This window comes from Caulobacter sp. B11 (assembly GCF_002737765.1).
GTDB lineage: Bacteria > Pseudomonadota > Alphaproteobacteria > Caulobacterales > Caulobacteraceae > Caulobacter.
In genome coordinates, this window is record NZ_PEGG01000051.1 from 1 (window position 1) to 13,054 (window position 13,054).

Consider the following 13,054-nt stretch of genomic DNA (forward strand, 5'->3'; position numbering starts at 1 on the left):
GGACCCTGGCCGACGCCCAACTGGCCTCGGCCGGCGGCGACGGCCAAGGCTGGCTGTATCCCGCGCCGGAATAGCGACTAAGACCGCCGCCGTTGTCGCCCAGGTTAGGCGCAGCGGCGGCGCGTTAGGTTCCAGGTCCGCCAGACGACGAAGCCCGTCCGCTCAAAGGCCATGGCGGTGATGCGGATGTCGCAGTCGTCAGCCTCGATGATGTTGAAGCTGGGCGGCACGCCGCGCTCACGGATCGACAGGGTTCCCGCCCCCACCGCCTGGGTGCAGCCGTCGCCGAACGGATAGGGATGGACGAAGGGCGCGTGGATGTGGCCGGTCAGGACCAGGTCGGCGCCGGCCTCGGCGAAGGCCTGGGCGGCGCGCGTGCCGCCTCTTACCTTGGCGGTCATCGGCCCGCCGATCATCTCGATCAGGGGGTGGTGGCAGACCACCACTTTCAGCTTGTCCGGCGCGGCCTGGGCCAGGGTCGACGCCGCGCGGCGGATCTGGCCCGCGGCGACCGCGCCCTTGGACCAGTTCCAGCGGATCTGCACGCTGCGGGCGGTATTGAGAGCGACGACCTGGGCGCGCGGGTTGCTCCACAGGGCCCCGTCGGCCGGGCCGAGCGCCCGCTCGAACCGCCGCCAGGGCGTGATCAGACGGGTGGCGATCTCCCCCGGACCGCGAAACGGCGTGTCGTGATTGCCGGGCGTCGACAGTTGCGGTTGCGGCAGGCGCGCGAACCAGGCCTGGGCGGCGTCGAACTCAGACCGGACTCCGTCGCGGGTCATGTCGCCGCTGCCGATCACCAGGTCGGGCCGGGCCTGGCCGATCACCTCGACCGCGGCCTCGACGGCCTCGCGATGCTCGCCGCCGAAATGGATGTCGGAGACCTGGACGATTTTCAGCGTGGGAATCATGCGGCGGGAACCAGCGCCCGGAAGGCCTTGGGACGAAAGCGGATCTGCGCTTCCGACCCCAGGCGGACGGGTTCGCCGTCGAGGAGGGCGGGGATGGGCCGCCGGCCCAGATCCGGCCCACCCGGCAGCGGCCGACGCTGACGGAGGGATCGTCGCGCCAGGAGCCCTGGACCGCGCTGACTCCGAGCCGGAAAATGTCCAGGGCGCTGGTCGGGTCGAGAGCGGCGACCTCCAGAGCGCGCTCGTCGGCGTCCAGAACGGTGGAGACCAGGGGGCACATCAGGGTCAGGGCCTCGCTCTTGCCCTTGGGGCGGCCGTCCAGAACGTAGCGCAGGCGTCGGGAAAAGGCCCGTCGCATGGCCCGCTGGGCCCGGGCGACGGCCAGGCGGAGCTTGCCCTTGCGCACCGCCTCGCGGGCGTCGGCCCAGAGGGCGGGGCTGCCGACGATGGCGGCGACGAAGAACAGGTGGCCATCGAGTTCCCCGCCCGAGATCATCCGAGCCTCGCCGTGCTTGAGGCAGGCCGCCATGGCTTCGGGCCAGGCCAGGTCGCCATAGAGGGCGCGCGGCAGCATGTTCATGGTGCCGCCCGGCAGAGGCGCGACCATCGGGCCATCCGGCCCGGCCATCTCGGCCGCCGCGCGGGCGGTGCCGTCGCCGGCCACCACCAGCAGGGCGTCGGGCTTTCGGTCGATGGCGTCGCGCAGGCAGGTCATCAACTCGCCCTCGCCGGGGGCGTGGACAAGCCCCTCGACCCCATGGGCCGCGAGAATCGCCTCGGCCTGCTGCGGGCATCGCGACCGACCCGAGCCGGAAGCGGTATTGACGACGACTTCCACGCGCATGCGGCTTGCTCTCCTGGCCGTCGCTATCGCGGCCTGACCGTGGGCTAACGGCGCAGCTTACGCGCGGTTCCCGGAACCCAAAGCGTTGGCGGTCGTTTGGATGAGGGGACAAGCTCGAAGGAGAGCCACATATGAACAAGACCATCATCGCCTTGCTCGGCGCCGGCCTGTTGGCGGGCGCCTGCACCAGCACGGTAACGTCGAGCGAAACGCGCGGGCGGCGCCGCCTTGGGCGCCCTGGCCGGCGCGGTCATTGGCAACAATGTCGGCAGCGGCGACGCCGGGACCGGGGCCGCCATCGGCGCCGCCCTCGGGGGCACCGCCGGGGCCGTCAAGGGCTGCCGTGAAGACGGCGGCTGCGGCGCCACCACCGTCAACCGCCGCCAATATTACGACGAGCGAGCCGGCCGCTACTATTACTACGATACGCGGACCAGCCGTTATTTCTGGGAAGACGGCAGCCCTCGCTGAGGCGAGCGCTGACGCAGACCACCGGAAAGGCGGCCGACCTGAGCGTCGGCCGCCTTTTACTTGGCCGCGATCTCGCGGAGTGTTGAGGGAGCTGCAGCGTGAAAATCAGTGTCATCAGGACCGCCGGCGTGATCGTCGGGCTGGGCGCCATTCTGGGTGGCTGCGCGAGCACGCCTTGGCCACGATCGCGGGCCCAGATCGAGACTCCGGCCACCCCCTGCCAGGATTTCCAGGTTCAGATCTATTTCGATCGCGACTCCGCCGAAATCCCCCGCGAAGGACGCTCGGTGCTCGCCTCGGCCCAGGCGATGGCCAAGGGTTGCCAGGTCAAGGCGGTCCAGGTGGTCGGACTGGCCGATGCGGTGGGTGCGCCGGGCGCCAATCTGGATCTGTCGCGGCGACGCGGCGACGCGGTCCGCAAGGCTCTGGGCAAGGCAGGCTTCAAACAGGTTGTGCTGGATGTCACCGCGGCCGGCGAGGCCGGCGCCACGACCGCCATGGGCGCGGTCCAACCCTTGAGGCGGCGCGCGGATATCCGGATTGAAATGGGCCCCTGGCCGCGTCGCTGAGTTCACGGCCTGCAAGCGCGGCAGGATCTAAGGGGAAGGGTGTGAAGGCGGCAGACCGGCTTGCGCCAGTCTTTCGTCGGGGGGGCGTCGCCGCCTTCATGAATGGAAACGCCAGCGCGCCGTTCTGGTTCCCCTTAGGGAAGTGATTTTCGCGCCCTGGCAAAACGCCCCGGTTCTGGAACGCTAATCCGTTAGAAACGTTTGACTTTCCGAGCGGGTCACCTGGACCCGGCGCTGGGGAGTTCGGCCATGATCCGTGTCTATCAAGCCGCTCATGGCGGGATGGTCTTTCACGAAACCCTGACCAAGCGTCAGAAGAGCGTGCGGACCCGAGTCCTGGCCCTGGCGGTCATCGTGGCGGTCGCGGGCTCGACCGGCGTCATTCAGCGATTTTCCAACGCCCACGCCGAAGCGGCGGTCCTGGGCTTGGGTTCACAGCGCTAAGGAGGTCTCCATGACCGACGAACACCCAACCCAGACGCTCAACGTCACCCGGGCCCGGCAGGGACTCAGCGGACGCCACATTCTCTGGATCCTGGTGATTTCCACCGTCCTGGCGGCGGCGGCCCTGTTTGGGGTCTGGGGCATGCGCGCCAATGACATCGCCAGCGTCGAGCACAATACCGGCGTCTCGAACGCCCAGGAGGCGGCGCGTTATGACACGCCCCAGGTTCCGGCTCGCCAGACCGCCGCGCCGTAATCGGCGACGGGACCGCGGCGCGGCGCAATAAAAAAGGCCCCGGACATGTCCGGGGCCTTCTTGCTTGGGTGGTCGCCGTGTCAGGCGGCCTTCTTGTTCCGGCGCGGATGGAAGAACAGCGCCTGGCCGATCGCCGCCTTCACCGTTTCGGGCTGGAAGGGCTTGGTGATCAGGAAGGTCGGTTCCGGGCGCTCGCCAGTCAGCAGGCGCTCGGGGAAGGCGGTGATGAAGATCACCGGCACGTCGAGACGCGCCAGGATGTCCTTGACCGCGTCGATGCCCGACGAGCCGTCGGCCAGCTGGATATCGGCCAGGACCAGACCCGGGGTGCGCCGCGCGACCGCCTCGAGGGCCTCGGTGCGGGTGGCGGCGATATCGATCACGTCGTGACCCAGTTCGCGGACCAGCGCCTCGATGTCGGCCGCGATCACCGGCTCGTCCTCGATGATCAGGACATCGGTCGCCAGCTCGGCGTCAATCTCGACCTGGGCTTCGGAGATCAGGCGTTCGACCTCGGTGAAGTCGCAATCCAGGATCTGGGCGGCCTCGGTGGGGGTGAAGCCTTCGAGCGCCGTCAGCAGAAACGCCTGGCGAGACCGCGGGGCGATCCGCATCAGACGCTGGGAGGCGTCGTCATTCGACGCGTTGGAGTCGTCGGGACGGGCCTCGAGCTGCGCGCCGGAGGACAGCCAGATAGCGTGGAACACGCGATAAAGCGCCACACGGGGCGAGAGGTTGGCGTCGAGTGAGCGCTCGCCGGCCGCCAGGGCCTCAAGCGCGACGCGCACATAGTGGTCGCCGGTCGTCTGGTCGCCGGTGAGCGCGCGCGCATAACGACGAACATAAGGCAGATGCGGCGCCAGCCGGGCTAGAAGACTCATGACCCCTCCCGTTTGAGTGTCTTCGAAAAATGCATGAACCGCCAACGAAGCTGAGCTGTCGATCACTCGTTCATAACGCGTCCTGACGGTTGCGGTTCCGAACAGGAAAGAATTTTGCCACTATAGGCTCAAGCTTTGGAACCGAGCACGGATTTCCGCGTTGCCATATAACGGATCCACATTCGGCCAGAGGGGGCGGGCGCTGCGATTTATCGGCGTCGAGGACATGATCGAACACGTACCCATGGAAGACCATCGAAAAGGCCCGGCCGCGCTCGACGAAGCGCGCCTTCGGCAACAGGCTATCGGCGTGAAGCTGCGTCAGATGTTTGACGAAGTCGTCAACGAGCCGGTCCCGGACGAGTTCCTCGACATCCTGCGCAAGGCCGACAAGCCGGCGGGGGACCGCTGAACATGAGCGAAGCGCAAGTTGGCCGATCGCCTTTCGATCCGGTCCGTGACGGCACCTTCAAGAAGGAGCTCGTCACCCTCATTCCCCACCTGCGGGCCTTCGCGCGAACCCTGACGGGGGACCCGACCGCCGCCGATGACCTGGCCCAGGACGCCATGATGAAGGCGTGGGACGCTCGCGCCAGTTTCCAGATGGGCACCAACATGAAGGCCTGGACCTTCATGATCCTGCGCAACCAGTTCTATTCCGAGAAGCGCCGATCCTGGCGCCAGATCCAGCTCGACCAGGAAGCGGCCGAACGCACCCTGGTGGCGGTCGATGATCCCGAGGCGCCGGTGGCGCTCGACGAGCTGCGTCTCAGCCTGGCCATGCTGCCGCCGGAACAGCGCGAAGCTCTTATCCTGGTTGGAGCTGGCGGCTTCGCCTATGAGGAAGCGGCCGAGATCTGCGGTTGCGCGGTGGGCACGGTCAAGAGCCGGGTCAGTCGCGCCCGCCGGGCCCTGCAGGCCATTCTCGAGGCCGGGGCCTATGACCGCGACGGCGGCGCCGCGGGAGACGCCATGTATGCCATCCTGGCCGATGCGGAGCGGTTGAGCACCTTGCGGTGAGGCCGCTTTTTGGCCGCGACGCCAAGGCTTCTGTGTCGATCCGCGTTCGCCTAGCGGGGGCCTTGGCCGTCGCGCTGCTTCCGGTCCTGATTTTAGGCATCCTGCAATCGGTCTTCGCCTTCAGGGCGGAGGCCGATTCGCGTCGCCAGAGCCTTGAACTGGCCGCCGGTCGCAGCGCCGCGGTCGCCCGGGCCCGGATCGAGGCCGCGGGCGTCCTGCTGGAAACCCTGGGGCCCGGATCGGTGGGCCTGGCCTGTGCGAACCGGCTCAACACCGTCAAGACGCGGCTGCCGGGCTATGCCAACCTGATCCGCTTCGACGCCAACGGCCGGGGTGGCCTGCGCGGCCGCCACGACGCCGGCCGATCCGCTGCGCGATCAGCGACTCTGGTTCACCGACCTGGCGGCCGGCGCGCGACTGATCGTCGCCAGCCAGCCGGGCGCGGTCTATGCCGGCGAACCCAGCGTCCTGACCGCGGTGCGCGCCGAAACGCCGGACGGGCGCTTCGACGGAGCCATGGCCGCCGTGCTGACCCTGTCGAGCTTGAAGCCCGAGACCGTCGACCGCTTCCTGCCGGAAGGAGCCGAAGTGGCCCTGGCCAACGCCCGTGGTCAGATCGTCGCCGCCACGGACCCGCGCGCCTTTTCCACCCTGCCCGCGGGCTGGAGCCGGCGCGTGCCAAAATCCGGTGGGTCCCTGTGGAGCGGGCTTGACGTCGATCGACGTGAACGCGCCTTTTCGGCCGCGCCCCTGGTGGGCGAGGACGTCTTCGTCGTCCTGTCGGCGCCCTCGCCGGGCCTGGTGTCCTGGGCCTGGCTCAATCCGACCTCGCGCGTCCTGGCGCCGCTGCTTGGCTTCCTCATCGCCCTCGTCAGCGTGCTCTACGCCGCCGAGCGGGCGGTGATCCGCTGGATCGTCTATCTGCGCCGCATCGCCGACATCTATGCCCGGGGTCGGTTCACCGTGCGGCCGCTGCAGGCCGAGCGCGCGCCGCCAGAAATCCGCGAACTGGCCGCCACCCTCGACGCCATGGCCGCCGCCATCGTCGCGCGCGACACCTCTCTGCTGGACAGCCTGGGCCGAGAAGGACGCGCTGATGCGCGAAATCCACCACCGGGTGAAGAACAACCTTCAGATCATCACCTCGCTGCTCAACATGCAGCAGCGCGCCCTGACCGACCCCGCGGCCCGGACGGCGATGAACGACACCCGCCAGCGGATCACAGCCCTGGCCCAGATCTATCGCGCCCTCTATCAGGGTCCCGACCTGAAGCGGGTCGATCTGCGGCCGTTCCTCGAAGAGCTCACCGCCCAGCTCCTGGCCGGCGACCTCAATCATGGCGGGTCGGTGCGCACCGAGGTCCATGCCGATCCGCTGGTTATCGATCCCGACCGCCTAGCGCCTTTGGCCCTGTTCGCGGTCGAGGCTATCACCAATGCCCAGAAGCACGCCCTGGCGGCCCGAGGCGGCTTGCTGACGGTGGATTTCTTCGTCCGCGGCGACGAGGCCGAACTGGCGATTGGCGACGATGGACCCGGGTCGGCCGGCGGTCCTGGAGACGGCGTCGGACGCACCCTGATGAACGCCTTCGCCCGTCAATTGCGCGGCAAGGTCACGTTCGAGACCTCGCCCAGCGGCGGCCTGCTGGTGCGTCTGGTGTTCCCGACCCCGCAAGCGCCGCCAGTCGTGGCCTCGGCATTTAATACGGGAACCTAGCTGCACTGCAGACGTTGTTCTCCCGCAACCATTCAGACGCCCATTCACGGGCGATCATCGGAGAACATCATGCGTAAGTTCGTGATTCTGGCCGCCCTCGCCGCCAGCCTCAGCGTCGCTGCCTGCAACACCGTCGAAGGCGCCGGCAAGGATGTCTCGGCCGCTGGCGCCGCTGTGTCGGACACCGCCGCTGACGCCAAGCAATAGTCTTTGCCAAGCTGAAGTCGAAGACGCCCGCCGGTCCTGGACCGGCGGGCGTTTTCGTGAGTCGGATCAGGCGGCGACGCGGAAGGCCGGGTCGCGGGTGAAGACGCCGGGAAGGCCGTCGACCGCGCGCACCGCCGAGGTCAGACTGCCCGGGCTCTCATCCGCCCCGAGGATCAGGACGCCGTCTGGGCTCAGGCGCAGGGCGAGGCTTTCGAGAATACGCGCCTGAACGCCGGGGTCGAGACCCGGCAGCACATAGCGCAGCAGGATGATGTCGAACTGGCCCATCCCCGAGAGGTCGGCCATCAGGTTGATCCGCCGCCACCGCACCGCCTGGCGGATGCGGGGCGAGATCGCCCACATCTCGTCCTTGTTCTCGAAATGCTTGATCAGCAGCCGGATCGGCAGTCCGCGCTGCACCTCGAACTGGGTGTAGATGCCGCTCTGGGCCTTCTCCAGGCAGCGCTCGGAGAGGTCGGAGCCGAAGAACTCGAACCGGGCCCCCGGTGCGATGTCGCGCGATTCCGCAGCCGTCATGGCCAGGGAATAGACCTCCTGGCCGGTCGAGCAGGCCGCGCTCCAGATCCGCACCGGCTGGTCGCGCCGCTTGTGCGACAGGGCCGGCATCAGCTCGTCGCGCAGGTGATCGAACACCATCCGGTCGCGGAAGAAGGCGGTCTCGTTGAGGGTCAGGGCCTCGACGACGGCCCAGATCAGACGATCCTCGCGGCTCTTGCGCAAGCTCGCCAGCATGATCTCGATCGACTCGAAGCCCTCGCGGCGCGCCAGCGGCCCAAGGCGGCTTTCGACCAGATAGGTCTTGTCGCTCTCGATCCTCAGACCGGCGCGCGCGCGGGCCAGGGCGGCCAGAAGGTCCATGTCCTCGGGCGTCACAGCAGGCCCGCCTCGGCGAACTTCGCCGCGATGATGTCGCCGTCGAAAGGCTTCATGATGTACTCGTTGGCGCCGGTATCGAGCGCCAGCTGGATGTGCTCGATGTCGTTCTCGACCGTGCAGAACACCACCACGGGCTCGCCGCCGCCGGGCTCCTGGCGCAATTGGCGCAGGAAATCGATGCCGTTCATCACCGGCATGTTCCAGTCCAACAGCACGGCGTCAGGCATGGCGGCGCGACACCAGGCGAGGGCTTCCATTCCGTCGGAGGCCTCGGCGATCTCGAAGCCTATGTCTTCCAGGACGCGCCGGGCGACTTTACGGATCACCCGGCTGTCGTCGACGACGAGGCAGGTCTTCACGGCACGCTCCAAATCCTAGCCGTCAGTTTCGCCCCCGGGGAGTTAAGGAGCCGTGACGGACGGGGCCGATTCAGGCGTCCGGGCGCGATTTCACGCCGGGACCCAGGCGGCGAGGCTGACCCGGTCCTCGCCCAGCTCGACCCCCACCTGGCCGCCGGCCGCGCGGACCAGGGCGTGGAGGTAGGCGGCCTGCACCCAGGGCCCGCCCAGGCCCTCGGTCAGGGGCTCGCCCTTGAGACCGGCCAGCACCTCGGGACGCAGACGGGCCCGCGGGCCCAGCGAATCGGCGGTGATCGCCATGCGGCCATCGACGGTCACGGCTCGCAGGGTCGCCACCCCGCCGGCCGGCAGGGCGCTGGCGGCCAGCTGGGCGATGTTGAGGATCGTGCGGGCGCTGGCCTTGTTCAGCGCGGCGGGTTCGATGTCCCAGACCAGGCTGGGCCGTACGTGGGCGAAGACCCCTTGCTCGGCCAGCTTGTGCAGTTCGCGCGAGTCGAAGGATTCGGCCGAGGCCGACGCCCCGTAAGCCACCCGGGAGAACTGCAGCAAGTCGGCCAGCTTGCGGGCGCTGGAGGTGATCAGGCCCATGGCGTCTTCGCGCATGTCCTGGGCGGTAGGGTCCTCCAGCAGGTCCAGGCCCGAGACGATGGCGCTGGTCGGGCTGATGAAGTCGTGACAGAGGCGCGCGGCCAGCAGGGCGGCGAAGTCGGGGCCGTTGACGTCGACGGCGGCGGGCGGGGCGGGGGCGGCTTCGGTCATGCGGCGATCTTTGGCGTGATTTGACGCTTTGGCAAACGGGGGCGGCGGCCTATCAGGGGCGCGTGATGGATCCGTTTCTCGAGCCTGGCGTCCTGGTGCGCCATCCCGGCCAGCCCGATTGGGGCCTTGGCCAGGTGCAATCGGTGATCGGCCATCGCGTGACGGTCAATTTCGAAGACGCTGGCAAGCAGACGATCGACGCGACCCGGGTCGCCCTGGTCTTTGTCGGCGACGACCCCAGAGGACGGTGATGAGCGTAGAGACCCTGGCCGATTGGGGCCGTGAGTTGGCGGTGATCGTCGAGGCGGCCGCGCAGGTCATCCTGCCCTATTGGCGCACCGACATGGACGTGACCCGCAAGGGCGACGACAGTCCGGTGACCGAGGCCGACCGAGCCGGCGAGCGCTTGATCCTGGCGGCCCTGAACGCGCGGTTCCCCGATGTGCCGGTCATTTCCGAGGAAGACGCCAGCGACTTTGGACCCCCGACGCCATCGGCCCCCGCTTCTTCCTGGTCGACCCGGTCGATGGCACCAAGGCCTTCGTGCGCGGTGACCCCAATTTCACCGTCAATATCGGCCTGATCGAGAACGGCGTCCCGGTAGCCGGCGCCATCTGCGCCCCGGCGACCGGCGAGGTGTGGTTCACGACCGCCGGCGGCGTGATCAAGCGCGACGGCCTGGACGCGGCCGAACATCCGGTCGCCGCCCGCCCCTGGCCGCAAGGCGAGGCCGTGGCCTTGATCAGCCACACCATGAAGCCCGAGCGGGCCGATGAACTGGCCGCGCAATACGGCTTCTCGCTGCGAACGCCGATGGATTCGTCGATCAAGATGGTCCGCATCGCCGAGGGCGCCGCCGACATCTATCCGCGCCATGGCCCGACCATGGAATGGGACACCGCCGCCGGCCACGCGATCCTGGCCGCCGCCGGCGGGCGTTTCACCACGCCCGAGGGCGAGCCGTTTCTGTATGGCAAGGCCGATCAGGGTTTCCGCAACGGCTGGTTCGTGGCCCGCGGGGCGTAGAATCCCAGATCCTCCCCCTTGCGGGGGAGGATCGTAAAAAGCCCTATTTCTGTATCCAGCCGCCGCCCAGCGGCTTCCAGTACTGGCCCGGCGCCAACTTGGCGTAGAGCTGCTTGGCCACGGCCTGGCCGGCGACCTCGGGGGTGACGCCGGTCTTGGCGGCGGTGTCCTTGTAGACGGCCGCGCGGCCCATATTGATCTCGTTGACCGCGGCGCGCAGGGTCGCGTCGCCGCCGGATACGATGCCGAGGAAGCCGTCGGCCTGTTCGCCGACCGTACCCTGGGCCTTGGCGGCGTCGACCGCGGCCTTGGCGGGCGAGGTTTGGGCGGGCGAGGTCTGGGCATAGCCGGCGCCGCCGGCCGCGAGCATCGCGCCAAAGGCCAGAACCGTCATTGTCTTGCGGAGCATGTCGGGCCCTTTCATTAGAATAGGTTGGGGTTTTGCTGGATCAGCGTCTGGACTTCCTTGTCCAGTCGCACGCGCACGTCGGCGTCCAGCTTGGCGTAGATGGTGATCGGGTCGACCTTGACCCGCACGGTCGGAGTGCAGGCGGCGGCCAGCACCCCGCCGGCGAGCAGGGCCATTATTGTGGCGCGTCGGATCATGCGTCTCTCCATTGATAGCCAGACTGAAGGTTCAAGGCTGAACCTCGTCTGAACGGGGCGGTTGCGGGGATTCGTCCTGCCAGCGGCGCTTCCACGCCGCCAGAAGCTCGTCGAAGTTGATCGAGGTGTCGAGGGTCAGGTCGACCGGGGTCTTGGCCGGCAGGGGGATGCGCTTCTGAAACGCCTTGCCGGTGAGCAGGTCCAGCAGGCCGACCCGGGCCACCTCGGCCACCTTGGGGTCGTGCTCGCCCTTGATGTGGAACCGCACGCCGAGCCGGCCGTCGGCGCTGTCGACCCCGGCCTCCAGGGTGTCGAAGCGCAGGTTCTCCATAGCCTGGTAGGCGAAGTCCTGGATCGCGTTGACCGGGCCGTCCGCCGTGGGGGCCGGGACCGGGACGACGGGGGTTTCGACGCCGGTCGCCGCCTGGACGCTGCTCAGCGCCTCGCGGGCGATCGACACCCGACCGGGCTGAATGGCGTGAAGCTGGCCGTCGAGGAAGCGGAAGCCCTGCGGGCCGTATTCGAACGGCAGACGTCCGTCGACCACGGCCTCGACCTGCATGCGGTCGGCCAGGGGCGAGCTGGCCAGCAACTCGCCCAGGTCAAGGTGGGCGACCGTCACCACGCCCTTGAGCACCCCCTTGCCGTCGAGCGGCACCGATATGGGTTCGATGGTCACGCGGCCCTTGGCGGCGGTGAAGGCGGCGTCGGAGATCCGCAATTGCTCGGCGCCCAGGGTGAAGGCCGCCTCGATCATCTCCAGCGGCACGACCGACTGGATGCTGGCGACCTTCAGGGTCTGTCCCGGCCCGGTCGTCAAGGGGGCCAGGCTGGTGAACGCCACCTCGCCCTTCAGGGTGGCGACGAAGCCGAGCGGGCTGGTGAAGTCGAGTCCGGCCGTGGCCACGCGGCCATCGCTGGTCATGCCCGACTTGTCCCAGGCGAAGCGACCGGTGAAGCCGGCCGGGCCCCTGGCCTCGGTGGCGAAGGCGGCCAGGGGAGTCAGGTCGGCGGGCTGCAGCCCGTCGGCGGCGAAGGACAGGCTGGACGCGTCGATCCTCGCCTCGCCGCGACCGCTGGCCACCGCGTGGGTCAGGGCGATCTGGCCGAGCGGCGCGCCCGTCGGGGTGGCGGCGTTCACCGACCCGCGCCAGACGCCATCGGCCAGGGTCAGGCCTCCGGTCGCCAGCAGCGGATTGAAGCGTCGGGTCTCGGCGGCGTCGATCACCCGGCCGCCGGTGATGCGCACCTGGGCGCTGTCGAAACCCTGTCCGCCGCCGGTGAAGGTTCCGGCCACGTCCTGGGCCCGGGCCTCGGCGGCGGTGATCAGGGCCTTGCCGTCCTGGAAACGGGCCGCCGCGCGCCAGCGGCCGCCCTGGACCACCACCAGGGGTTCGGCGGCGGGGCACAGGGTCAGGCCGATCTCGCGCAGGGGGTCTTCGCCGGCCTCGATCTGCGTGGCGGTCAGCGGCGCGCATCCGGCCAGCCGCCAGCTGAAGGCGCCGGACGACAGGCTGGCCGGTCCGCTCAGGGTTCCGGCCAGGCCGCGCGCCGGCGGTACATCCAGTCCCGCGACCGTCAGACTGACGCCGGACCGGAGACATCGCCGCCCGCAGCGCGCCAGGCCGGAGCCTCGAGGGACAGGTCCGGCAGGCCGACCGCCGGTCAGGGTCGCGGCCAGGCCGCCGGTCGAGACGCCGCCAGCGGTCTGCAACAAGGGCCACCCGCCCCGCCGCGCACCGCCAGTCGGGCCCCCGAGGCGCTGGCCAGGACCCCCGAGGCGCTGGCCAGGACCACGGGCTGGGACAGGAGACCACCGTGCGGCCTTCGCTCAGGGTCAGGCGCGCCGCGGGACCTGGACGGCGAAGGCGCTCAAGGCCCGCCGCGCGGCGGTCACATAGTCGGGATTGGGCAGGGCGCTGGTCAGGGGTCGAGATCGGCCCGGTCGCCCCGCCCTGGCCTGGGCCCGGCGTCGAGACCGAGAGTCGCGCCGGCGGAGTCGAGGGCGAAGCGGCCCTGGGCGGCGGCGGTCAGGCCCTCCAGGGCGACGCCGCCGGTCGCGACCCGGCGAAGCGGGCGTCGGCCGT

At 69.3% G+C, this 13,054-nt stretch carries 16 protein-coding genes and 3 pseudogenes; 10 read left to right on the forward strand and 9 right to left on the reverse strand.

Annotation, left to right across the window (positions count from 1 at the left end):
• Positions 1-104: 104 nt before the first annotated feature.
• Positions 105-875, reverse strand: a complete 771-nt coding sequence (locus CSW58_RS03430; protein ID WP_369825065.1) for a metallophosphoesterase — start codon at positions 873-875, stop codon at positions 105-107.
• Complete coding sequence (locus tag CSW58_RS03435) at positions 757-1,755, reverse strand: diacylglycerol kinase family protein (protein ID WP_369825064.1); 999 nt, start codon at positions 1,753-1,755, stop codon at positions 757-759. Before CSW58_RS03435 ends, CSW58_RS03430 begins: the two co-directional genes overlap by 119 nt.
• A 131-nt stretch (positions 1,756-1,886) precedes the next feature.
• On the opposite strand from CSW58_RS03435, the pseudogene CSW58_RS03440 reads away from it, so the two are divergent.
• From CSW58_RS03440 to CSW58_RS03455, 4 genes and pseudogenes are all read left to right on the forward strand, one after another.
• Positions 1,887-2,226: pseudogene (locus tag CSW58_RS03440) on the forward strand (YMGG-like glycine zipper-containing protein).
• Positions 2,227-2,324: 98 nt separating this feature from the next.
• The gene (locus CSW58_RS03445) at positions 2,325-2,795 is read left to right on the forward strand and encodes an OmpA family protein (protein WP_236627627.1); all 471 of its coding nucleotides are present in this window, start codon (positions 2,325-2,327) and stop codon (positions 2,793-2,795) included.
• A 249-nt stretch (positions 2,796-3,044) separates the two neighbouring features.
• On the forward strand, positions 3,045-3,239 hold the full coding sequence (locus tag CSW58_RS03450) for a hypothetical protein (RefSeq protein WP_099446316.1): 195 nt from the start codon (positions 3,045-3,047) through the stop codon (positions 3,237-3,239).
• A 10-nt stretch (positions 3,240-3,249) separates the two neighbouring features.
• Positions 3,250-3,495 carry a hypothetical protein gene (locus tag CSW58_RS03455; protein WP_099446317.1) on the forward strand — a complete coding sequence of 82 codons (246 nt, stop codon included), beginning with the start codon at positions 3,250-3,252 and terminating at the stop codon, positions 3,493-3,495.
• 80 nt (positions 3,496-3,575) lie between these two features.
• On the opposite strand, the gene CSW58_RS03460 is transcribed toward CSW58_RS03455, so the two are convergent.
• Positions 3,576-4,376 carry a response regulator gene (locus tag CSW58_RS03460; protein WP_099446318.1) on the reverse strand — a complete coding sequence of 267 codons (801 nt, stop codon included), beginning with the start codon at positions 4,374-4,376 and terminating at the stop codon, positions 3,576-3,578.
• A gap of 226 nt (positions 4,377-4,602) precedes the next feature.
• Between CSW58_RS03460 and CSW58_RS03465 the strand changes: the two genes are divergently transcribed.
• From CSW58_RS03465 to CSW58_RS03480, 4 genes and pseudogenes are all read left to right on the forward strand, one after another.
• Positions 4,603-4,788: a NepR family anti-sigma factor gene (locus CSW58_RS03465; RefSeq protein WP_099446319.1), complete on the forward strand. Its 186-nt coding sequence runs from the start codon at positions 4,603-4,605 to the stop codon at positions 4,786-4,788.
• 2 nt (positions 4,789-4,790) lie between these two features.
• Positions 4,791-5,396, forward strand: a complete 606-nt coding sequence (locus CSW58_RS03470; RefSeq protein WP_099446320.1) for a sigma-70 family RNA polymerase sigma factor — start codon at positions 4,791-4,793, stop codon at positions 5,394-5,396.
• A gap of 729 nt (positions 5,397-6,125) precedes the next feature.
• Positions 6,126-7,113 (forward strand): annotated as a pseudogene (locus tag CSW58_RS16025) (sensor histidine kinase); the annotation flags it as partial.
• Between the two features lie 66 nt (positions 7,114-7,179).
• Positions 7,180-7,320 (forward strand): entericidin A/B family lipoprotein, encoded by a 141-nt coding sequence (locus CSW58_RS03480; protein ID WP_099446321.1) that lies wholly within the window; start codon positions 7,180-7,182, stop codon positions 7,318-7,320.
• A gap of 66 nt (positions 7,321-7,386) precedes the next feature.
• On the opposite strand, the gene CSW58_RS03485 is transcribed toward CSW58_RS03480, so the two are convergent.
• From CSW58_RS03485 to chpT, 3 genes are all read right to left on the reverse strand, one after another.
• Positions 7,387-8,214 carry a protein-glutamate O-methyltransferase CheR gene (locus CSW58_RS03485; RefSeq protein ID WP_099446322.1) on the reverse strand — a complete coding sequence of 276 codons (828 nt, stop codon included), beginning with the start codon at positions 8,212-8,214 and terminating at the stop codon, positions 7,387-7,389.
• Positions 8,211-8,588 (reverse strand): response regulator, encoded by a 378-nt coding sequence (locus CSW58_RS03490; protein WP_201721556.1) that lies wholly within the window; start codon positions 8,586-8,588, stop codon positions 8,211-8,213. Before CSW58_RS03490 ends, CSW58_RS03485 begins: the two co-directional genes overlap by 4 nt.
• 78 nt (positions 8,589-8,666) lie before the next feature.
• On the reverse strand, positions 8,667-9,335 hold the full coding sequence (chpT, locus tag CSW58_RS03495; RefSeq protein WP_099446324.1) for a histidine phosphotransferase ChpT: 669 nt from the start codon (positions 9,333-9,335) through the stop codon (positions 8,667-8,669).
• Positions 9,336-9,397: 62 nt separating this feature from the next.
• On the opposite strand from chpT, the gene CSW58_RS03500 reads away from it, so the two are divergent.
• Entirely contained in the window at positions 9,398-9,586 is a 189-nt protein-coding gene (locus tag CSW58_RS03500) for a DUF3553 domain-containing protein (RefSeq protein ID WP_099446325.1), read from the forward strand.
• Positions 9,586-10,361, forward strand: a pseudogene (gene cysQ, locus CSW58_RS03505) (3'(2'),5'-bisphosphate nucleotidase CysQ). Before CSW58_RS03500 ends, cysQ begins: the two are co-directional and overlap by 1 nt.
• Positions 10,362-10,404: 43 nt before the next feature.
• Here cysQ and CSW58_RS03510 read toward each other — a convergent pair.
• From CSW58_RS03510 to CSW58_RS03520, 3 genes are read right to left on the reverse strand one after another with little or no spacing between them, the layout of a single operon-like run.
• On the reverse strand, positions 10,405-10,770 hold the full coding sequence (locus CSW58_RS03510; protein WP_099446326.1) for a YdbL family protein: 366 nt from the start codon (positions 10,768-10,770) through the stop codon (positions 10,405-10,407).
• A 14-nt stretch (positions 10,771-10,784) separates the two neighbouring features.
• Positions 10,785-10,967, reverse strand: a complete 183-nt coding sequence (locus tag CSW58_RS03515; protein WP_099446327.1) for a YnbE family lipoprotein — start codon at positions 10,965-10,967, stop codon at positions 10,785-10,787.
• A 31-nt stretch (positions 10,968-10,998) separates the two neighbouring features.
• Entirely contained in the window at positions 10,999-12,684 is a 1,686-nt protein-coding gene (locus tag CSW58_RS03520) for a YdbH domain-containing protein (RefSeq protein WP_143755067.1), read from the reverse strand.
• Between the last annotated feature and the right edge of the window lie 370 nt (positions 12,685-13,054).